The organism is Flexivirga sp. (assembly GCF_035551235.1).
Lineage (GTDB): Bacteria > Actinomycetota > Actinomycetes > Actinomycetales > Dermatophilaceae > Flexivirga.
Genome location: NZ_DASZNO010000049.1, coordinates 131,556 through 150,112, shown reverse-complemented (window position 1 = coordinate 150,112; position 18,557 = coordinate 131,556). Strand labels below are relative to the sequence as shown.

The following is an 18,557-nucleotide window of genomic DNA, read 5'->3' as shown; positions in this document are numbered from 1 at the left end:
ACCCCATCCCACCCACAGTCAGGAAATCAGCCATGCACCAGAAACTCGCCGGACTCGCCGCCATCGGTATGGCGGGAGCGCTCGCCCTCAGCGGCTGCGCCACCAAGAACGACCACGGCTCCTCCGCCGCGGCCGGCGGCGGTGGCGCCGCATCGTCGGGCACCGTGAAGATCATGGTCGGCGGCATGAGCAAGGTCATCTACATGCCTGCAGCGCTCACCCAGCAGCTCGGCTATTTCAAGGACGAGGGCGTCAAGGTCCAGCTGATCGACACCCCCGCGGGCGTCACGGCGGAGACCTCGCTCATCGCCGGGAAGGCGCAGGGCGTCGTCGGCTTCTACGACCACACGATCGACATGCAGGCCAAGGGCAAGTGCCTGGAGAGCGTCGTGCAATTCGCCAACGTGCCCGGCGAGGTCGAGATGGTGTCCAAGAAGAGCGCCGGCACGATCAAGTCGGCCAAGGACATGAAGGGCAAGAAGCTCGGAGTCACCAGCCAGGGCAGCTCGACCGACTTCCTGACCCAGTACTTCACCGGCAAGGCCGGGATCACCACCAAGCAGTACACGACGGTCAAGGCCGGCGCGGATGCGACGTTCATCGCGTCGATGAAGTCCGGCGGCATCGACGCCGGTATGACGACCGACCCGACCGTCGCCCGGCTGACCAAGACCGGCGAGGGCAAGGTGCTGTTCGACATGCGCACCGAGGCCGGCACCAGGAAGGCGCTCGGCGGGCTCTACCCGGCCAGCTCGCTCTACATGTCGTGCGAGTACGTCAAGAAGAACCCGCAGCAGGTGCAGAAGGTCGCCAACGCGTTCGTCAAGACGCTGAAGTGGATCAACAGCCACAGCGCGCAGCAGATCTCCGACAAGATGCCCAGTGACTACAAGGGCAGCGACCCCGCGCTCTACGTGGAGGCGCTCAAGGGTTCCAAGGGGATCTTCAACACGGACGGTCTGATGGACGAAGCCGGCGCCAAGAACGCGCTGAACGTGCTCGGCTCGTTCTCACCCGCGGTCAAGCCGAAGAAGGACCAGATCGACATCAGCAAGACCTACACCACGGAGTTCGCCAAGAAGGCCACCTCCTGATTGACCGGCATACCCACGCATTGAGCGGCGTACCGAATCGGACCGATTTCGTACGCCGCTCAATGCTGTTGTATGCCGCTCGATGAGGGGTCGGCCGTTTCGTGCCGGTACCCTCTTCGCATGCTCCGGACGATGATGAAGTCCAAGATCCACCGCGCGACGGTGACCCAGGCCGACCTCGACTACGTCGGCTCGATCACGATCGACGCGGATCTGCTGCGCGCCGCGGACCTGCTGGAGGGCGAGAAGGTCGACGTCGTCGACATCACCAACGGCAACCGCCTGTCGACCTACGTGATCGAAGGCGAAGCCGGCAGCGGCATCATCGGCATCAACGGCGCCGCGGCTCATCTGGTCAAGCCCGACGACCTGGTCATCATCATCGGCTACGGCCAGGTCGAGGACGCCGAGGCGCGCGACTTCAAGGGCGCGGTCGTCTTCGTCGACGCCGCCAACCGGCAGATCTCGATCGGCGACGACCCCGGCTTCGCACCGGCCGGCAGCGGCCTGAAGTCGGCGCGCGCCGCATCCTGACGTATGCCGGAAGGACATGTCACCCACCGCATCAGCGGTGAGCTGAACCGCGAGTTCGGCGGGCACGAGGTCCGATCGACCTCTCCCCAGGGGAAATTCACCGGCGCCGACCTGCTGGACGGGCGGGTCTTCGACACCGCGCAGGCCTTCGGCAAGCACATGTACCTGGCCTTCGAGGGCGTCCCTGAGCAGGTGCACATCCACCTCGGGCTGATCGGCAAGTTCTTCTTCTTCCCCGAGGCCGACCCGCCGACCGAGAACGCCCGCTGGCGCCTCACCGCCTTCTCCCCCGACGTGACGATGGAGCTGCGCGGACCCAACGTGTGCGAGCTCAGCTCCCCCGAGCAGATCGCCGCGACCGTGTCCAAGCTCGGCCCGGATCCGCTGCGCGCGGACGCCGATCCGGAGGTCGCGAGGGCTCGAATCCGTCGGTCCGCCAGTCCGATCGGCGTGCTGATGATGGACCAGAAGATCTTCGCCGGCGTCGGCAACATCTACCGCGCCGAGACGCTCTACCGGCACCACATCGACCCGTTCATGGCGGGCAAGTTCCTGCGCGCCCACGAGTTCGACCTGCTCTGGGACGACCTGGTCGAGCTGATGCCGCTCGGTGTCCGCGACGGCCGGATCGACACCGTCTACCCCGAGCACACGCCGGAGGCGATGGCCCGCGACCCGCGCGTCGACAAGCACGGCGGCGAGGTCTACGTCTACCGCCGCGCCGGTCAGGAGTGCCACGTCTGCGGCACCCCGGTCAGCACCAAGATCCTCGCCGGCCGCAACCTCTTCTGGTGCAAGAAGTGCCAGCCCCGGTCGCGTCGGCGCACCGTCAGGCCCTGAGCACTCCTGCGGGTCGACCAGTCGCGACGGACGAGCCACGCGTCGAGCGATGCGTCGAGCGACGTGTCGAGGCCACCGGCCGTCATACGCTGACGGTGCACCCTCACCCGGAGGAGACCTCATGAGCAACGACGACGCACTGCGCGATCTCATCGCCGACAGCCACCTGGCAACGCTGGCCACCATCCGCCGCGACGGGCGCCCGCAGCTGTCCAACGTCAGCTACACCTACGACCGCGAGCGCGACCTGATCCGCGTCTCGATCACCGACGACCGGGCGAAAACCGCCAATCTGCGCCGTGATTCGCGTGCCACCGTCCTCGTCAATGCCAAGGACGGCTGGTCGTATGCCGCAGCGGACGTGACCGCGGACGTGCTCCCGGTGGCTGGCGCGCCGGACGACGACAGCGTCGAGGAACTCATCTCGATCTATCGCGCCATCGGCGGCGAGCACCCCGATTGGGACGACTACCGCCGCGCGATGGTCGAGGACCACCGGCTCCCCCTGCACCTGCACGTCGAGCGGGTCTACGGCCTGGTCCGCTGAGCCGCTGCGTCATACAGCTCGCGTCAGGTCAGCGCGACACCACGGCGCGCAGCTGCAACATGGCGGCGAACCGCGCCTCCGAATCCTCCAGGTCGATCCGGCCGACCTCGGCGACCCGGCGCAGGCGGTACCGGAAGGTGTTCGGGTGCACGTACAGGCTGGCCGCGGCCGCGACGGTGTCCCCGAAATTGTCGAGCCAGGCGCGCAGGGTCTGCACCAGACAGGTGTGGTGTGCGTCGTCATACGAGAGCAACCGGGCGACCGGCCCCGTCGGCTGGTCACCACGCGCAGCCACCAGATCGCGCAGCTCGAGCATCAGTGACTCCACGTGCACGTCCGCCAGTTGCGCCACCCGGGGACCGTCGCGTTCGCGCAGCACCCGCAGGACCCGATCCACGGCGTCCCGTGCGCGCGCCAGGCCGGCGATGTCCTCGGCCACCGGGCTGACACCGATGAATGCATGGTGTCCGCGGCCGCCGATCCGGTCCAGGAAATCGGTCGCGATGCCCACGGCATACCGCTCCCCCTGGTGCGGCAGCGGCACCAGGCCGTAGACCACGTCACTCAGGGCCGCCACCGCGGACGACGGATGGACCGCGCCGAGGTGCATGGCGAACGCATCGCTGAGCCGTTGCCGTTCGCCGACGAGTTCTGCCCCGGCAGCGACGCCCGCCGGTGTCGCCGCGCCGTCGATGGTCAGTGCCAGCACGACCATCGGCTGGTCGGCGAGGCCGAGGCGGTCGAGGGCGCCACGTGCACCGGCCCCTCCCTCCAGGGCGGTCCCGAGCAGGTCGGCCCGCAGCCGGCGTTCGACATCGGACCCCGCGCGTTGCTGCAGGAGGTGCAGCGCGACCAGCTTGGCCGCCTCGCAGAGGGCGCGGTGGTGCTCCGCACTCAGCGGGCCGCGCACCGCCGCCCACAACGAGCCGAGCAGTTCGTCGCCGGCGCGGACGGCGATCGCGGCACGCGCCATGGTGACTCCGGTCGCGGGCAACGGCTCGATGTAGACCGGCTGATCGGTGCGGTACAGCTCGCGGAAGACGCCCTGCTCCGACAACAGTCGGGCGTATCGCTCGGGCACCTGCCGACCCAGGATCGTCTCGACCCGCGACGAGTCCGCCTCGTCCTGGCGCCCGGAGAAGGCCAGCACCCGGGAGTTGCGGTCCTCGATCGTGATCGGCGCATCGAGCAGGGCGGCGATCGCGTTGGCCACGGCGAACAGGTCCCCGGACGGGAGCCCGCCGAGGGTGTCCGGCTCCGCCCCGCCGACCTCACCCTCGGCCAGCAACGCACGCAGCAGCGCGCTCAGCTGGGTCCAGGACGCACCGCGGGTGAAGGCCAGCAGCGCCACACCGGTCTCATCGACCGCGGCGCGCGTGCGAGCATCCGCCGCCACCGGGGCTCGCACGACGAGGCCGGCGGCACCCTGTTCGCCGAATTCGTGCAGCAACCGGACGATCTGGTCGGTGCCGGTGACGCCGACACCGAGCACGAGCGAGTTGGGCACCACCCGTTCCTTGTCGACCGGGTCATGGATGGGAGCGGCCGCGATCGGTGCGAGAGCCGCGCCCACGGACGACGCCGGCGCATGGACCAGCTCGAGCAACGTGCTGCCGAGCTCGTCGAGCAGCCGTGCCAGGTCGGCTCCCGGTCGTCCGCTCATCGACACCACCACCTGATGACGCTACAAGGTCCGGGCACGACACCCGGGCGTTCCTGCCGAAATCGTTGCGCTACAGCGGAATCCATTCGGTGGCGGTCGTGATCGCGGCAAGTTGTTCCGGTATCGGGGCGACACCGAGCCCGGGTCCGGTCGGCACGGTCAGATGGCCGGCGTCCAGCACGAACCGCTCGGTCACGTCCGAGGTGAAGTAACGGTCGGACGCCGAGGTGTCCCCCGGCAGTGTGAAGCCGGGTAGCGCGGCCAGCGCGACGTTGGCCGCCCGGCCGATGCCGGTCTCCAGCATGCCGCCGCACCAGACCGCGATGCCGTGCGCCATACAGACGTCGTGGATGCGGCGCGCCTCCAGATAGCCACCGACACGGCCGGGCTTGATGTTGACGATCCGGCAGGCGCCCAGCGTGATCGCGGCCGCCGCCGTCGCCGCGGAGGTGATCGACTCGTCCAGGCAGATCGGGGTCCGCACCAGCTTCGCCAGCTCGGCGTGCCCGAGCACGTCCTCCTCGTCGAGCGGCTGCTCGATCAGCAACAACTCGAAGGGATCCAGCCGCGCCAGCTGTGCCGCGTCGGCCAGTGTGTATGCGGTGTTCGCATCGACCTGGAGCAGCAGGTCGTCCCCGAACCGCTCCCGCACCGCACGGACCGGCTCGACATCCCACCCCGGCTCGATCTTGAGCTTGATCCGCACGTAGCCCGCGTCCACGTAGCCGTCGACCGCATCCAGCAGTTGCGGGATCGAGTCCATGATCCCGACCGAGACACCACACGGCACGCGGTCCCGGACAGCGCCCAGCTCCCGCGCGAGCGGCCGCCCCTCGGCCCGCAGTTCGGCATCCAGCAGTGCCGCCTCGAGCGCGCACTTGGCCATCCGGTGCCCCTTGAAGCCGTGCAGGATCGGACCGACCAGGCTCGCATCGAGCCGATCCGCGTCCGCCAGCGCCGGAATCAGGAAGCGGCGCAGCACGTCGGCCGCCGCGTCGACATACTCCGGCGAATAGAGCGGATCGCCCATCGCCACGCACTCGCCCCACCCCTCGGCCTGGTCGGTGACGGCACGCACGAGCAGGATGTCGCGTTCGTGCTGGACACCGAACGACGTCCGGAACGGTGCGACCAACGGCATGCCCACACGGCGCAGTTCGATTCCGGTCAGCTTCATGGATCTGCCTCTCCTCAGGGGTGATTCGGGATGTCGGTGGTGTCCAGCAGATACCAGCCGTCGCGGGTGAAGGCGTGGGCCCGGGCACCGCGCCCGAGCAGCTCGCCGAGGGTGTTGCGCACTGCGAGCCGCCAGGCGCTCGCCAGCTGCGGGTCGCTGACCCGCAACCGTTCCACGTCCGGAGGCACCGCGACCAGCAGCGTCGGGGCGTCGGTGGCGCCGGTGATCGGCTCGCCCGACGGGCCACGCCCGAGCGCGACGGCGCACCCCGGACGATCGAGCTCGGCGACCGGCACCTGCTGCCACTGCGTGGAGCAGGCCGCGACGACCTGCGGGTCCTGCAGGTCCCAGCGCAGCAGCAGCCGGTCGGTGTCGTCCCCGGTGTTGATCCGGTCACGCATGCCGCCGTAGAAGTTCGGCAGGTACTCGGTGGGCCGGCCCCCGAGCTTGACCAGGTTGAAGTAGGCATTGCGCGCGATCAGCGGATCGAACGTCCACTCGATGACCCCGATCCCGCGGTGCAGCGCCCACGCACGCTGGTGCAGCTTGAGCGCATAGCCGACACCGCGGCGTGAGCTCTGCGGCAGGACACCGGCGATGTGACTGTGCAGGGTCAGGTCGGACGGTGCGGCGAAGAAGCCGACGCAGGCACCCACCATGGTGTCGCCGGCGTAGGCGACGCCGACGTAGTTGCCGGCCTTCGCCAGGGCCCGCAACATCTCGGTGCCGATCGGCGCATGGTGCTGCGAGCGCCAGATCTGCTCGTAGAGACGCTCGACCGCGGTGAGCTCGTCGAGCCCGGTCACCGTGCGGACCGTGACCGCGGCGGATCGTGCGGCCTGCGCGGCCTGTTCTCCGGCGAGGACCGCCGGAGCCGCCACGCTGGTCACCGCGCACCTGCCGGGTCGGGCAGCGCAGAGGTCAGCAGATCCGCCAGCAGTGCGGCCAGCAGGGCGATCCGGCCGGGTAGCTCGTCGACGAGGACGTGCTCGTCATCCGCGTGCGCTCCGCCACCGCTGGCGCCGAGACCGTCCAGTGTCGGCACGCCGATCCCCGCGGTGAAGTTGCCGTCCGAGGCTCCGCCCACCGACACCTGCGCCGGCTCCGCGAGGCCCTGGCCGGCGGCCAGGCGGCATACGCGCTCGAAGAGCTCAGCCGACGAAACCGCTTCCAACGGTGGCCGATTCGGCCCTCCGGTGACGTGCAGCTCTGCTCCGGGCAGGTGCGGTCGCAGCGCCCTGATCGCGGTGTCGACCCGCTGTTGCTCGACGACGGTGCGGGCCCGCACATCGACTGCGAATCGCCCCTGCGCGGGGACGGTGTTGGTGGTCGTGCCCGCCTGCAGCGCGGTGGGCGTCACGGTGGTTCCCCGTTCCGGAGCGCCGAGCGCGGCGACCGCCGAGAGCTGGAAGGCCAGCTCCAGACTCGCGTTCACGCCCTTCTCCGGCTCGAGTCCGGCGTGCGCCGCCCGCCCGACGGCCGTCACCTGGTAGAGCGAGACGCCCTTGCGCTCGGTCTTCAAAGCGCCTGCGGCGCCTGCGGATTCGAGCACCAGAGCGGCGACGCAACCGCGCGCCTCCTCCTCGATCAGCTGCCGGGAGCTGGGCGATCCCAACTCCTCGTCACCGGTCACCAGGACGGTGATGCCGTCGGTCTCCGCCAGCGCGGCGATGGCGTGGAAGGCCATCACCGTGCCGGTCTTCATGTCGAAGCAGCCCGGCCCGCGCAGCACCTCGTCGGCCACCGCGAAGGGATGGTTGTCCAGTGTGCCGATCGGCCACACCGTGTCGTGATGGCACAGGACCAGCACACGCCGCGGACCGTCGCCCAGCCGCCAGCGCAGGTGCGGCCGCCCGTCCAGCACGATCTGCTCCGGCTCACTGCCCAGGTATGCCGTGCCGAGCTCGGCGGTCAGCTTCGCGCTCGCGGCGAGCGCGGCGAGGTCGTCCGAGGGTGACTCACACGTCACCAGCGTCCGGATGTCGTCGACGACCCGCGGCAGCGCGTCGCGGAACCGTTCCAGCAGGTCCACGTCAGGACACCTCCGGGGTGGCGCGCGCCCCGAAGTGGATGTACCGCCGTTGACCGTCGGGTCGGTAGAAGGTCACCGGGGTCCAGGTCTCGACGCCCGGCAGCCGCATCACGAACAGGTCGGTGTCGACCGGCACCAGCGGCGCCTCCTCAGTGGGATCGTCCATCGTCTCGGCGACCGGGCCGCTCACCGTGGCCCTCAGCCGCGGCCCGTCGTCGTCGGTGGACACCTCGATCGTCATCGACTCGCGCTGGTAGGTGCCCAGCCACGGTGTGATGTCGACGTGCGCCGGCTCCGCCGGCGGCGCCAGCGGCTGCTGCATCTCGACGCCCGCCACCTCCGCGAAGATTTCGCGGTAGAGGTCCTGGTAGAGGTCCCGGGTGTTGCCTCCGTTGGTCAGCAGCGCGACCGCGAGGTTCTGCTCGGGCAGCACCCGCAGGAACGCCGACTGGCCGATCGTGTTGCCGTCGTGCCCGAAGAGCCAGTGCCCGGACCAGTCGAAGCGGATCCAGCCCAGTCCCCAGGAGTCCCCGAGGGTGTCCTTGTCCGGCAGCTGCGCCTGCTCCTCCTGCATCAGCGCGACGGTCTCCGGCCGCAGCACCTGTGTGCCGTCCGGTGCGGCTCCGCCGCGCAGGTGCATCCGCGCGAAGGCCAGCACGTCCCCGACCGTCGAGGTGATGAGTCCGGCCGGCCCGACCGAGCGCGGCAGGAACGAGATCGGCGCGACCTTCGGCGGTTCGTCGCCCTCCCCGACGTGCCCTACCGCGGCGCCGTGCAGCAGCACCTCCTCGGGCAACGTCACCGTACGGGTCAGTCCGAGCGGTGTGAAGAGGCGCTCGCGGATCGCGGCGTCCCACGTCTTGCCGGTGACCTTCTCGATCATCAGCCCGATCATCGAGAAGCCGGAATTGCAGTAGGACCAGGTCATTCCGAGCGGGTGGTTCTGCGCTGCGTCGCTGAGCAGTTCGACATACCTGCTCAGGCAGTCGTCGCCGCGACCGGTGTCCGTAAACACGTCACCGTCGATGCCGCTGGTGTGTGTCAGCAGGTGGCGCAGCGTGACCTTCTTGGTCACCTCGGGGTCGGAGAGGTTCAGCTCGGTCAGCACCTCCTGCACGGGTGCGTCCAGGGAGAGCTTGCCCTCGTCCACGAGCTGCATGGCGACGGTCGCGGTCCACACCTTGGTGATGGAGCCGATCTGGAAGATCGAGTCGGTCGTCACCTCGGCGCCGGTGTCGACGTTGAGCACGCCGGTTGCGGCCTCCACCAGATCGTCGTCGCGCTCGCCGAGCCGCAGGATGCCCAGCTGCGCACCGGGCACCTTGTGCCGTGCGGCCAGGGTGCTCAGCCGGCGCTGCCAGTGCGCCAGGTCGAGCTTCGGGCGGCGGCTGCCCGTCCCGGCATACTGCTCGAGCCAGTCGATGATGCGGTGGTTGAAGTCGACACGGTGCAACGGGCGACCGTTCACCGGGAAGAGGTGCGAACCGTCCGGGTAGAGCACCAGCCTGGTCGGCACGTCCTGCTCACGCAGCGCCGAAAACCATTGCTGCGCTTGCCCGATCGGGCAGCGAACGTCCGCGGCGCCCTGCAGGACGAGAGTCGGGGTGGTCACGTCGGTGACCTTGCTGAACGGCGACATCTCGTCCAGTTCGGTGGATGGGTGGCGGGTCGGCAGCTCCAGCTCGTATGCCGCGAGGAGGTGCCCCGCGTCGGATGTGCCGGCGAGGCTGTTCAGGTCGGCGCACACTCCGCCGGCGACCGCGGCGGCGAAGCGCTGGTCGCGGCTGGTGAGGTAGCAGGTCATGAAACCGCCGTAGCTGTAGCCGCTCACCGCGAGATGGTCCGGGTCGGCGACGCCGTCGGCGACGAGTGTGTCCAGCGGCTCCAGGAAGTCCGCGGCGTCCCCGGTGCCCCAGGCGCCGATCGTCGAGGTGAGGAATTCCGCGCCGTACCCGTCGCTCGCACGCGGGTTGAGCAGCAGCACCGCCCAGCCCTTCGCGACCAGCTCCTGGTGGTAGAGGTGCATGTCGTCGGCCGCGCCGTTCCACGCATTGTGCGGGCCGCCGTGCATGTCGAGCAGCAGCGGTCGCGGCCCTGACTGCGCCGGGTCGCGGATCAGCCACCCCTGCACGACGGTGCCGTCGGAGATGGTGAAGTCGCGCGATTCGCGTTGGAACCACTCGACATTCGCGAGATCCTCGCCGTGTTGCGTGCGCACCGTCCGCTCGCCCGACGCGAGGTCGACGGTGACGATCTCGCCGAACGACGTGGCCGTGCCGAGCACGACCGCCACGGTGCCACCGGCCGCCGAAGCGCCGGACACGACCTGGTCCGCGCCGCCGAGCACCAGCTCCGGCGAGCCGCCGTCGAGAGCCGCGCGGTAGAGATGGGTGCAGCCGCGGTCGCGCACGCAGAAGAGCACCCCACGACCGTCGTCGATGAGTTGCGGGGTCGCTCCGGGGTATGCCGGGCCACCGGCCATCACGTTCCGGTCGAGCGGTCCGGCCAGATCCACCAGGTCCGCGGCCGGCACCGTCGACGCACCCTCGGCGGGCAGCCGGTACAGCCCCGCCTGCCCGGTCGGACCGGTGGTGCTGCCGATGACGAGCAGCTCCGTGCCGTCGGTGGTCCAGGTCGCGAGTTGGGCCACCCCGTCGGCGAAGCCGACAAGCTCCGGTTCGGACCAGGTGCCGGTCACGTCGACCCGGTGCACTGGGATGACCAAGCGCAGGTCGGCGTCCTCCGCCATACCCGCAGGGAACGCGAGGTGGGTGCCATCGGGTGACCAATCCGGTTGTCCCGCATGCCAATTGCCATCAGTGACCTGGCGGCACGACTTGTCCTCGACGGTCAGCACGTGCAGGTGGTTGCGCATCTCGCGCAGGTAGCCGGCACCGTCTGCCTGGTAGTCGACCCGGTCGGTGACGATCGGCGCGCTGGACGTGTCGCTGCCGTCGGTCGCGGCCGCTCGATCCACCGGCGCTCCGAAGGCGATGCGGGTGCCGTCCGGGCTCCACAGCGGCGCGCCCGCGCCGAGCGGCAGCTCGGTCAGCTGGGTCGCCTCGCCGCCGGCAGCGGGCAGCAGCCACACCTGCGCCGGTCCGTCCGACGCACGCAGGAAGGCCAGTTGCGACCCGTCCGGCGACCAGGCCGGTGCACTGTCGGCGGGTCCGCGCGTCAGTCGCACCGGCTTCGTCCCGTCGGTCGCCACCTGCCACAGGCTGGTGACGGGCTTGTCCTCGGTCAGGTCCTGGGTCCGCAGCACATAGGCGACCCGTCGCCCGTCCGGGGAGATCGCGGGTTGCTCCGGGATGGCGATGTCCGCCAGATCGGCGATGCGCAGGCGACGGGTCATGATGCTCTCCTCGTGGGATGGACGGAATCGGGTATGGCGGCCAGCAGTTCCTGGGTGTAGGGCTGCTGCGGGTTGGTGAGGATCTCCTCGGCAGGGCCGTACTCCACGATGCGGCCCTGGTGCATCACCGCGATGCTGCTCGCGACATACCGCACGACCGCGAGGTTGTGCGAGATGAACAGCATCGAGGTGGACAGCTCACGCTGCAGGTCGCGGATCAGGTTGAGCACGGTCCCCTGCACGGAAACGTCCAGGGCAGAGGTGATTTCGTCGGCGATGACGACGTCCGGCTGCGCGCCGAGCGCACGCGCCAGCCCGACGCGTTGCCGCTGCCCGCCGGACAGCTGGCTCGGGTATGCCGCGGCGAGTTCCGGATCCAGTTCGACCAGGTCGAGCAGGCGCGCGACCTCCTTGCTGCGGTCGGTCTTCGCTCGCCCCGGGATCGTCTCGCGCAGGCTCGCGCCGATCGTCATACGCGGGTCGAGGCAGGAGGACGGGTCCTGGAAGACCATCTGGATCGGACGGTTGCGACCACGCAGCGGGACTGGCTTGTCGTTCAACAGGATTCGACCACCGGACAGCGGTGCCAGCCCGACGGCGGCCCGGCCGAGAGTGGACTTGCCGGAGCCGGACTCGCCGACCAGCCCGACGATCTCACCGTCCGGCACGGTCAGGCTGACGCCGTCGACGGCCGTCGTGCCGCGCCGCTGGGTGCCGTAATGCACTGACACGTCGTCGAATTGCAGGGTGCTCATCGGGCAGCCTCCATCTGTTCGGGTGCCGATGCGCCCGAGGAGCCCGACGCAGCCGACGCATCGGCGTGCCAGCACGCCACCCGGCGGCCGGCCGCGTCGGTCTCCAGCGGCGGCATCTCGGCCCGGCAGCGCTCGGTCGCCAGCGGACAGCGGGACGCGAACGCACAACCGGCGGGGAACGACGCCGGGTCGGGCGCCCGGCCGGGTATGACGGCCAGGGGCTCGTCCAGTGCGGTGTGCATGTCGGGAACCACCGAGATCAGCGCCCTGGTGTAGGGGTGGCGGGCCGCCGAGTGCAGGTCGGCCGTCGGCAGGTCCTCGACGATCTGCCCGGCATACATCACCAGCACGCGGTCGCACACCTGGCGGACCACCGAGATGTCGTGGCTGATCAGCAGCAGCGCGACATTCCGCTCGCGGCGGATCGACTCCAGCAGCTGCAGCACCCGGCTCTGCACCGTCACGTCCAGCGCGGTCGTCGGCTCGTCGGCGACGATCAGCGCCGGGTCGCCCATCAGGCCCATGCCGATCATCGCGCGTTGCCGCATGCCGCCGGAGAACTCGTGCGGGTACTGGCCGGCGCGGCGCTCCGGCTCCGGGATCTGCACCGCGTCCAGCCGGTCGACGGCCCGGTCGCGAGCCTCCGTCCGGGAGAGTCCGCCGTGCCGCCGGGCCACCTCAGCCAGCTGCCCGCCGACGCGCAACGTGGGGTTCATGGAGGTCATCGGGTCCTGGAAGACCATCGAGAAGTGCACGCCCAGCAGGTCCTGGTCGGCGCGAGTGGCGCCGCTGCTCAGGTCCGTCCCGAGGAAGTTCAGCTCGGCGGCGGTGACCCGTGCGGGTCGCTCGATCAGCTGTGCCACCGCGAGCGCGGTCAGGGATTTGCCGGAGCCCGACTCACCGACCACGCCGACGGTCTCGCCGCGCGTCATACCGAAGCTGACCCCGCGGACCGGGGTGATCGCGCCGTGGGCGCTCGGGAAGCTGACCCGCAGGTCGCGCACCGTCAGGACCGTGTCGTCGTCGGTGGCTCCGTCCTTCGCGGGTATGGCGCCCTCCCCGGCAGGCTTGACCACGGGCAGCCGCAGCTTCCCGATGGTCGTGGTCACCCCGATGCTCTTGGCCATCGCCTCACCGAAGAAGTTGAACGCCAGCCCCGCGAGCACGACCGCGATGCCGGGTGCGAGTGCGGCGACCGGGTGCTCGAAGATCCCGGTGAGGCCGTTGCCCAGCAGTTGCCCCCAGTCGTAGTCCGACGGTTGCACTCCCAGCCCGAGGAACGACAGCCCGGCGAAGGCGAGCAGCGCGGCGCCCGCCCCGATCGTGGCATTGACGATCAGTGCCTCGCCGACGTTCGGCAGGACGTGCCGCACGAGGATCCGGAACCGGTTCACCCCTGCGACGCGCGCCGCGAGCACGAAGTCGCGTTGCTCGACACCGGCGACCAGCGTCTGGACCAGCCGGGCGAAACCGGGTGCGCCGGCGAACCCGATGGCCAGCACGGCGCCCTTGCTCCCGATGCCGAAGATGACCGCGAAGAACAACGCGAGCAGCAACCCGGGGAACGCGACGGCGATGTTGATCACGGCGGCCACCACCCGTCCGACGCGTCGGCCGAACAGCACACCGAGCGTGCCGAGCACCAGGCCGACGCCGACCATGATGAGCGTTGCCAGCAGGGCGAGTTCGACCGACAGGCGGGTGGCCACCAGCACCCGGGCGAGGATGTCGCGGCCGAGGTTGTCGGTGCCGGCCCAGTGCGCGCTCGACGGTCCGTGCAACATCTGCGCGGTGTCGGTCCGGTTCGCCCAGTCGGTCCAGAGGATCGGTGCGATGACGGCGAGCACCAGCAGCGCGGAGAGCGCGACGGTGGCGGCCGCGCCGACCGGGGTCCGCACGACCGTCACCCACTTGCGGCGATTGCCACGGCGTCCGCCCGCCGACACGATCTCGGTCGCGAGATTGGCTGCCATTGCTCAGTTCTCCCTGATGGTGGAGCGCGGGTCGAGCAGCGCGAGCGCGATGTCGACGACCAGATTGATGAGCAGGACGAGCACGCCATACACGAGCACGATGGCCTGGACGACGGGATAGTCCTTGTTCTGGATGGACGACACGATCGTGCTGCCCAGGCCCGGCCAGGCGAAGACGTTCTCGACCAGCACGGTGCCGGCGATGAGGCCGCTGAGCAGCAGCCCGCTGAGGGTGAGCGTGGCGGTCAGCGCGTTCGGCAGTGCGTGCTTGAGGTAGATCGACACCGCGGGCAGCCGCTTGGCGCGTGCGGTCCGGACGTAGTCGGCCCGCAGCACCGAGATCATCTCCACGCGCAGGATCCGCGCGAGGATCACGCCCGGCCCGACCGCGAGGGCGACCACCGGCAGGACGTAGGAGTCGAGTCCGCTCTTGCCCGCGACCGGGAGCAGGTGCAGGTTCACGCCGAAGATCCAGACCAGGATGATGCAGACCACGAAGTCGGGTATGGCGCCGATGATGACGCTCAGCGTGGTGAATCCGAGCTCGCTGCGTTGCGCGCGCCCGCCGCGGGTCACCACGCCCATCAGGGCTCCCAGCGGTATGGCGATGAGCAGCGCCAGCACGAACGCCGCGACGGCCAGCGACAACGTCGCGGGCAGCCGCTGTGAGATGACCTCGGACACCGGCAGCTGGGACGACATCGAGGTTCCGAAGTTCCCGGTGAAGAGGTCACCGAGGTAGTGCCAGTACTGCACGACGATCGGGTCGTCGAGCCCGAGCTCGCGCCGCCGCGCGTTGACCAGGGACTGCGGTGCGGTCAGGCCGAGCGACGCACGCACCGGATCGCCGGGCACGAGATGGATCATCAGGAACGCCGCGGTGACCAGAGCCCACAGCGAGATGAGCAGCTGACCCGCGCGCCGGATCGCGAAGCGCACCCAGGCGTTGTCGCGCAGGCCGTATGACGTCGGGCCGACGGACGCCTTCTGCGCCGGTGAGGTGGTCGTCACGTGCGCGAACTCAGCGGACCATGCGGATGCTGGTCGGCTGCAGCACACCGTTGATGTCGAACGTGCTGCCCTTGCCGAAGGTGAGCCGGCTCTGGTTGGCCCATGGGATCACGTCGGCGGCCTTGACGAGGCTGCTCTCCGCGGCGAGCCAGGTGCTGCAGCCGGCCGCACCGGTCATCGTCTCCGCCTTCGCCACCTTGGCCCGGTACGTCGGATTGTCGATCCCGGCGAAGTTGTTGCCCTTGGGCGCAGCTGGGCCGGACATGAAGCCGACCAGCTGGTCCGGGGAGCTGACGTTCAACGGGACCCACCCGATGTCCCAGTTGCCCGTGGTGAAGATGGTCGAGAGGAGTGTGTTGGTGTCCTGCCCCGTCATACTGACCTTGACACCGAGCTTCTTCCATTGCGCGGCGGCGAGTTCCGCGGCCGAGGTGCCGGCGGACCCGAAGGTCGTGCTGTAGAGGAACCGCAGGGTCAGCTGCTTGCCGTTCTTGCTGCGGATCCCGTCCGAGCCCGCCTTCCAGCCGTCGGCGTCGAGGAGCGACTTCGCCTTCGCCAGGTCGAATTTCGGCATCGCGGCGGCGACCGAGTTGCCGGTGCACGCGGCCGGTGGCGATACGGCGAAGTTGGTCGGCCCGGAGCCACGCCCGGAGGTCAGCACCTTCTGCAGCTGCGTGCTGTCGGTCGCCATCGAAAGTGCTTGTCGCACCTTCTGATCCGACGTCGCGCGACTGGCGGCGTGGTTGTACCAGGTCTGGCCGATGATCGTCGCGGTCGACACCGAGTAGAGCTTGGCCGACTGCAGCCGCGAGGTGTCCGGACCGATGAAGGTGCCCGCGTTGAGCTGCCCGGACAGCATCAGGTTCGCCGCGGTCGTCTCGTTGGTGATGACCCGCAGCTCGATCTTCGATGGCAGACCCGCCGTCGAAGTCATCGCGCCCGCCGGTCCCCACGTGTAGCCGGTGCGCTTGGTGAACGTGTAACTGCTGTTCGGTTTGGCGTCGGTCAGTTGGTAGGGCCCGGTGCCGTCGGTGGCTCTGGCCAGCGACTTGCGGTTGGCCATTCCCTTGGCGCACACCATCGGCAGTGACGCCAGACCCTCGAGGATGAAGGGCGCGGCTCCCGCCAGCGAGATCGTGACGGTGTTGCCGGAGCCCTTCGCCGTGGCACCGGCCGGCAGGAAGGCACCGAGCAGCGGGCTCTTGTTCTTCGGATTGCCGACGTAGTTGATGTTCTGCGCCGCCTGTGCCGCGGTGAACGCCGAGCCGTCCGAGCAGGTGATCCCGGACTTGAGCTTCAGGGTGACGGTCTTGCCGCTGACCTTCCAGCTGCTGGCGAGCTGCGGCTGGATCTTGCCCTTCGCGCTGGTGCTCACCAGGTAGTCATAGGCGAGGGCGGCGACCTGGAGCACGTTGTTGGACGCCGAGCCCTGCGGATCCAGGTTGCCCGGGTCGGAGTTCAGGGCCATCGAGAATGTCGCCCCGTCGACGACCTTGCCGCCGCCCTTGGCGCTGCCGCCGCTGCCCGAACTCGAGGAGCAACCGGCGACCGCGACGGCGACGGCGCAGCCGCCGGCGAGCAGGCCGAGGGTCTTGTGACTGCGACTGGTTGAGCGGCCCATGGTGGGACTCCTTGTCCTGGGCGGGGTGCATCGTCGCTCGTCAGACTGCCCGCGGATCGGCGGTGGTGGTTCGTCCTCGCGAACGAATCGGCGTGTGCCGGGTTGTCGCGCTGGACAAGTCACCGTGGGCGGGGGTCGGCTTCACTGTGGGTGTTGACCGGTGAGGACTGCCCGGTCAGTCCCTCGCGAAAGGAAGACCATGAAGTTGATTCAGAACAAGCACAGGAAGCTCAAGCTCCGTTGGCGTTGCAGCGAGCTTGCGAGTCGCAACGCCAAAGGAGAATGAGCCTCCATGCCAACGCTGGAAGAGCTGGGCGCCTGGATCGACGCCGAACTGCCCCGTGTGCTCGAAGAAGCGCAGATCCCCGCCGCGTCCGTCGCCATACTCGCCGACGGGGAGGTGCTGAGCCGCGCCGCCGGAGTCCTGAACAAGGGCACCGGGGTCGAGGCCACCGACGACTCCGTCTTCCAGATCGGGTCCGTCACCAAGGTGTTCACCGCGACGCTGGTGATGCAGCTGGTCGACGACGGCCTTGTCGAGCTGGACGAGCCGTTCCGGACGTACGTCCCCGACTTCGTGATCGCGGACGAGGACGCGGCGCCGAAGCTGACCGTGCGTCAATTGCTTTGCCACACAGCAGGTTTCGAGGGCGACTACTTCGATGACACCGGCATGGGCGACGACTGCGTGGAGAAGTTCGTCCCGGTCCTGGCGAAGGCGCCGCAGCTCTTCCCGCCGGGAGAGCGCTTCTCCTACAACAACGCCGGCTTCATCATGCTCGGCCGGCTGGTGGAGGTGTTGCGCGGTGCGCCATACAACGCGGTGTTGCGGGAGCGCATCGCCGAGCCGCTCGGTATGACGCGCTTCGCGACCGACGCCTATGAGGCGATCCGCTTCCGGGCGGCGCTCGGGCACGTGCCGGCTCCTGACGGTGGCTTCGTGCCGGCGCCGACCTGGAACCTCGCGCGCTCGAACGCCCCGGCCGGGTCGATGTTGTCGATGACCGCGCGGGACCTGCTGACCTTCGCGGCGATGCACCTGGCCGGCGGCACCGCACCGGACGGCACGCGGGTGCTCTCCGAGGAGTCCGCGACGGCGATGCAGCAACCCCAGGTGCACCTGCCCGACCTCGGGCTGCTGGGCACCGACTGGGGCCTCGGCTGGGAGTACAACGCGTGGGACGGCGGTCCGGTGATCGGGCACGACGGCAACACCATCGGCCAGGCGTCGTTCCTGCGCATCGTCCCCGGCAGCAACGTCGCCGTGGCGATCCTCACCAATGGCGGCAACCCCTTCACGCTGTATGACGCACTCATGCCGCGCCTCCTCGACGAGCTCGCCGGCGTCACGGAGCCGGCCAAACCCGCCCCAGGGGACTCGGCCGGTCCGGCGCCGGAAGCGCACCGGATCGAGGGCACCTACAGTTCGTCCGTGTCCGATTCCACCGTGACGGTGGACGAGCAGGGCCGCATCTGGCTGGCGCAGGTCATGAAGGGGATCTTCGCCGAGATGGCGCCCGACCCGGAGCCTGTCGAGCTGCTGCCGTGGCGCGCCGACACGTTGGTGCCACGGACTCCGACGATGGGCATGTACATGCCGCACGCGTTCGTCGGCGACGACGGTCAGGGACGGGCGCTCTACCTGCACACGGGCCGGGCCGACCGTCGGGTGATTGCATGACCGTCACGACCACGGTGGAGTCTGAGCTGCAAGAGATCTTCGACCGGGCCGGCGCGACGGGCTTCGTGCACGCCCGACAGATCGGCACCCTGCCGAGCATCCGCAACGAGGCCGGGGTCATCAGCTACCCGGACGGCACGTCATACGCCGTCGCCGTCTTCACCCGCGCGCACGACCTCGGCCGGCGCCGGCCGCGGATCGACGCCTCGATCGGCCTGGCCGCGCGCGCCTGCATCGAGCACCAGCGGTCCTGACCGTCGTCGGTTCGCCGGCG

At 69.6% G+C, this 18,557-nt stretch carries 15 protein-coding genes; 6 read left to right on the top strand and 9 right to left on the bottom strand.

Annotated elements, in window-relative coordinates:
- Positions 1 to 32 precede the first annotated feature (32 nt).
- The 4 genes from VG502_RS19195 to VG502_RS19180 all read left to right on the top strand — a co-directional run bounded on the left by VG502_RS19195 (position 33) and on the right by VG502_RS19180 (position 3,015).
- Positions 33 to 1,094 carry an ABC transporter substrate-binding protein gene (locus tag VG502_RS19195; protein WP_325551743.1) on the top strand — a complete coding sequence of 354 codons (1,062 nt, stop codon included), beginning with the start codon at positions 33 to 35 and terminating at the stop codon, positions 1,092 to 1,094.
- 120 nt (positions 1,095 to 1,214) lie between these two features.
- Complete coding sequence (panD, locus tag VG502_RS19190) at positions 1,215 to 1,628, top strand: aspartate 1-decarboxylase (protein ID WP_325551742.1); 414 nt, start codon at positions 1,215 to 1,217, stop codon at positions 1,626 to 1,628.
- A 3-nt stretch (positions 1,629 to 1,631) separates the two neighbouring features.
- Positions 1,632 to 2,468, top strand: coding sequence for an Fpg/Nei family DNA glycosylase (locus VG502_RS19185; RefSeq protein ID WP_325551740.1), 837 nt, complete (start codon positions 1,632 to 1,634; stop codon positions 2,466 to 2,468).
- Positions 2,469 to 2,589: 121 nt separating this feature from the next.
- On the top strand, positions 2,590 to 3,015 hold the full coding sequence (locus VG502_RS19180; RefSeq protein ID WP_325551739.1) for a PPOX class F420-dependent oxidoreductase: 426 nt from the start codon (positions 2,590 to 2,592) through the stop codon (positions 3,013 to 3,015).
- A gap of 28 nt (positions 3,016 to 3,043) precedes the next feature.
- Here the strand turns inward: VG502_RS19180 and VG502_RS19175 are convergent, their stop codons facing one another.
- The 9 genes from VG502_RS19175 to VG502_RS19135 all read right to left on the bottom strand — a co-directional run bounded on the left by VG502_RS19175 (position 3,044) and on the right by VG502_RS19135 (position 16,602).
- Complete coding sequence (locus VG502_RS19175; protein ID WP_325551738.1) at positions 3,044 to 4,678, bottom strand: PucR family transcriptional regulator; 1,635 nt, start codon at positions 4,676 to 4,678, stop codon at positions 3,044 to 3,046.
- A gap of 70 nt (positions 4,679 to 4,748) precedes the next feature.
- Positions 4,749 to 5,855: an o-succinylbenzoate synthase gene (menC, locus tag VG502_RS19170; protein ID WP_325551737.1), complete on the bottom strand. Its 1,107-nt coding sequence runs from the start codon at positions 5,853 to 5,855 to the stop codon at positions 4,749 to 4,751.
- Between the two features lie 14 nt (positions 5,856 to 5,869).
- Positions 5,870 to 6,745: a GNAT family N-acetyltransferase gene (locus VG502_RS19165; protein ID WP_325551735.1), complete on the bottom strand. Its 876-nt coding sequence runs from the start codon at positions 6,743 to 6,745 to the stop codon at positions 5,870 to 5,872.
- Complete coding sequence (locus tag VG502_RS19160; RefSeq protein WP_325551734.1) at positions 6,742 to 7,887, bottom strand: M20 family metallopeptidase; 1,146 nt, start codon at positions 7,885 to 7,887, stop codon at positions 6,742 to 6,744. The genes VG502_RS19165 and VG502_RS19160 overlap by 4 nt, the downstream gene beginning before the upstream one ends.
- A 1-nt stretch (position 7,888) precedes the next feature.
- The gene (locus tag VG502_RS19155) at positions 7,889 to 11,242 is read right to left on the bottom strand and encodes a serine hydrolase (RefSeq protein ID WP_325551733.1); all 3,354 of its coding nucleotides are present in this window, start codon (positions 11,240 to 11,242) and stop codon (positions 7,889 to 7,891) included.
- Positions 11,239 to 11,997: an ABC transporter ATP-binding protein gene (locus tag VG502_RS19150; protein ID WP_325551731.1), complete on the bottom strand. Its 759-nt coding sequence runs from the start codon at positions 11,995 to 11,997 to the stop codon at positions 11,239 to 11,241. The genes VG502_RS19155 and VG502_RS19150 overlap by 4 nt, the downstream gene beginning before the upstream one ends.
- Positions 11,994 to 13,970: a dipeptide/oligopeptide/nickel ABC transporter permease/ATP-binding protein gene (locus tag VG502_RS19145; protein ID WP_325551730.1), complete on the bottom strand. Its 1,977-nt coding sequence runs from the start codon at positions 13,968 to 13,970 to the stop codon at positions 11,994 to 11,996. Before VG502_RS19145 ends, VG502_RS19150 begins: the two co-directional genes overlap by 4 nt.
- Before the next feature lie 3 nt (positions 13,971 to 13,973).
- Positions 13,974 to 14,981 (bottom strand): ABC transporter permease, encoded by a 1,008-nt coding sequence (locus tag VG502_RS19140; protein WP_325551729.1) that lies wholly within the window; start codon positions 14,979 to 14,981, stop codon positions 13,974 to 13,976.
- A gap of 10 nt (positions 14,982 to 14,991) precedes the next feature.
- Positions 14,992 to 16,602: an ABC transporter substrate-binding protein gene (locus VG502_RS19135; protein WP_325551727.1), complete on the bottom strand. Its 1,611-nt coding sequence runs from the start codon at positions 16,600 to 16,602 to the stop codon at positions 14,992 to 14,994.
- 292 nt (positions 16,603 to 16,894) lie between these two features.
- Between VG502_RS19135 and VG502_RS19130 the strand changes: the two genes are divergently transcribed.
- Positions 16,895 to 18,283 (top strand): serine hydrolase domain-containing protein, encoded by a 1,389-nt coding sequence (locus tag VG502_RS19130; RefSeq protein ID WP_325551726.1) that lies wholly within the window; start codon positions 16,895 to 16,897, stop codon positions 18,281 to 18,283.
- Positions 18,280 to 18,537, top strand: coding sequence for a serine hydrolase (locus VG502_RS19125; protein ID WP_325551725.1), 258 nt, complete (start codon positions 18,280 to 18,282; stop codon positions 18,535 to 18,537). Before VG502_RS19130 ends, VG502_RS19125 begins: the two co-directional genes overlap by 4 nt.
- The last annotated feature ends 20 nt before the right edge of the window (positions 18,538 to 18,557 follow it).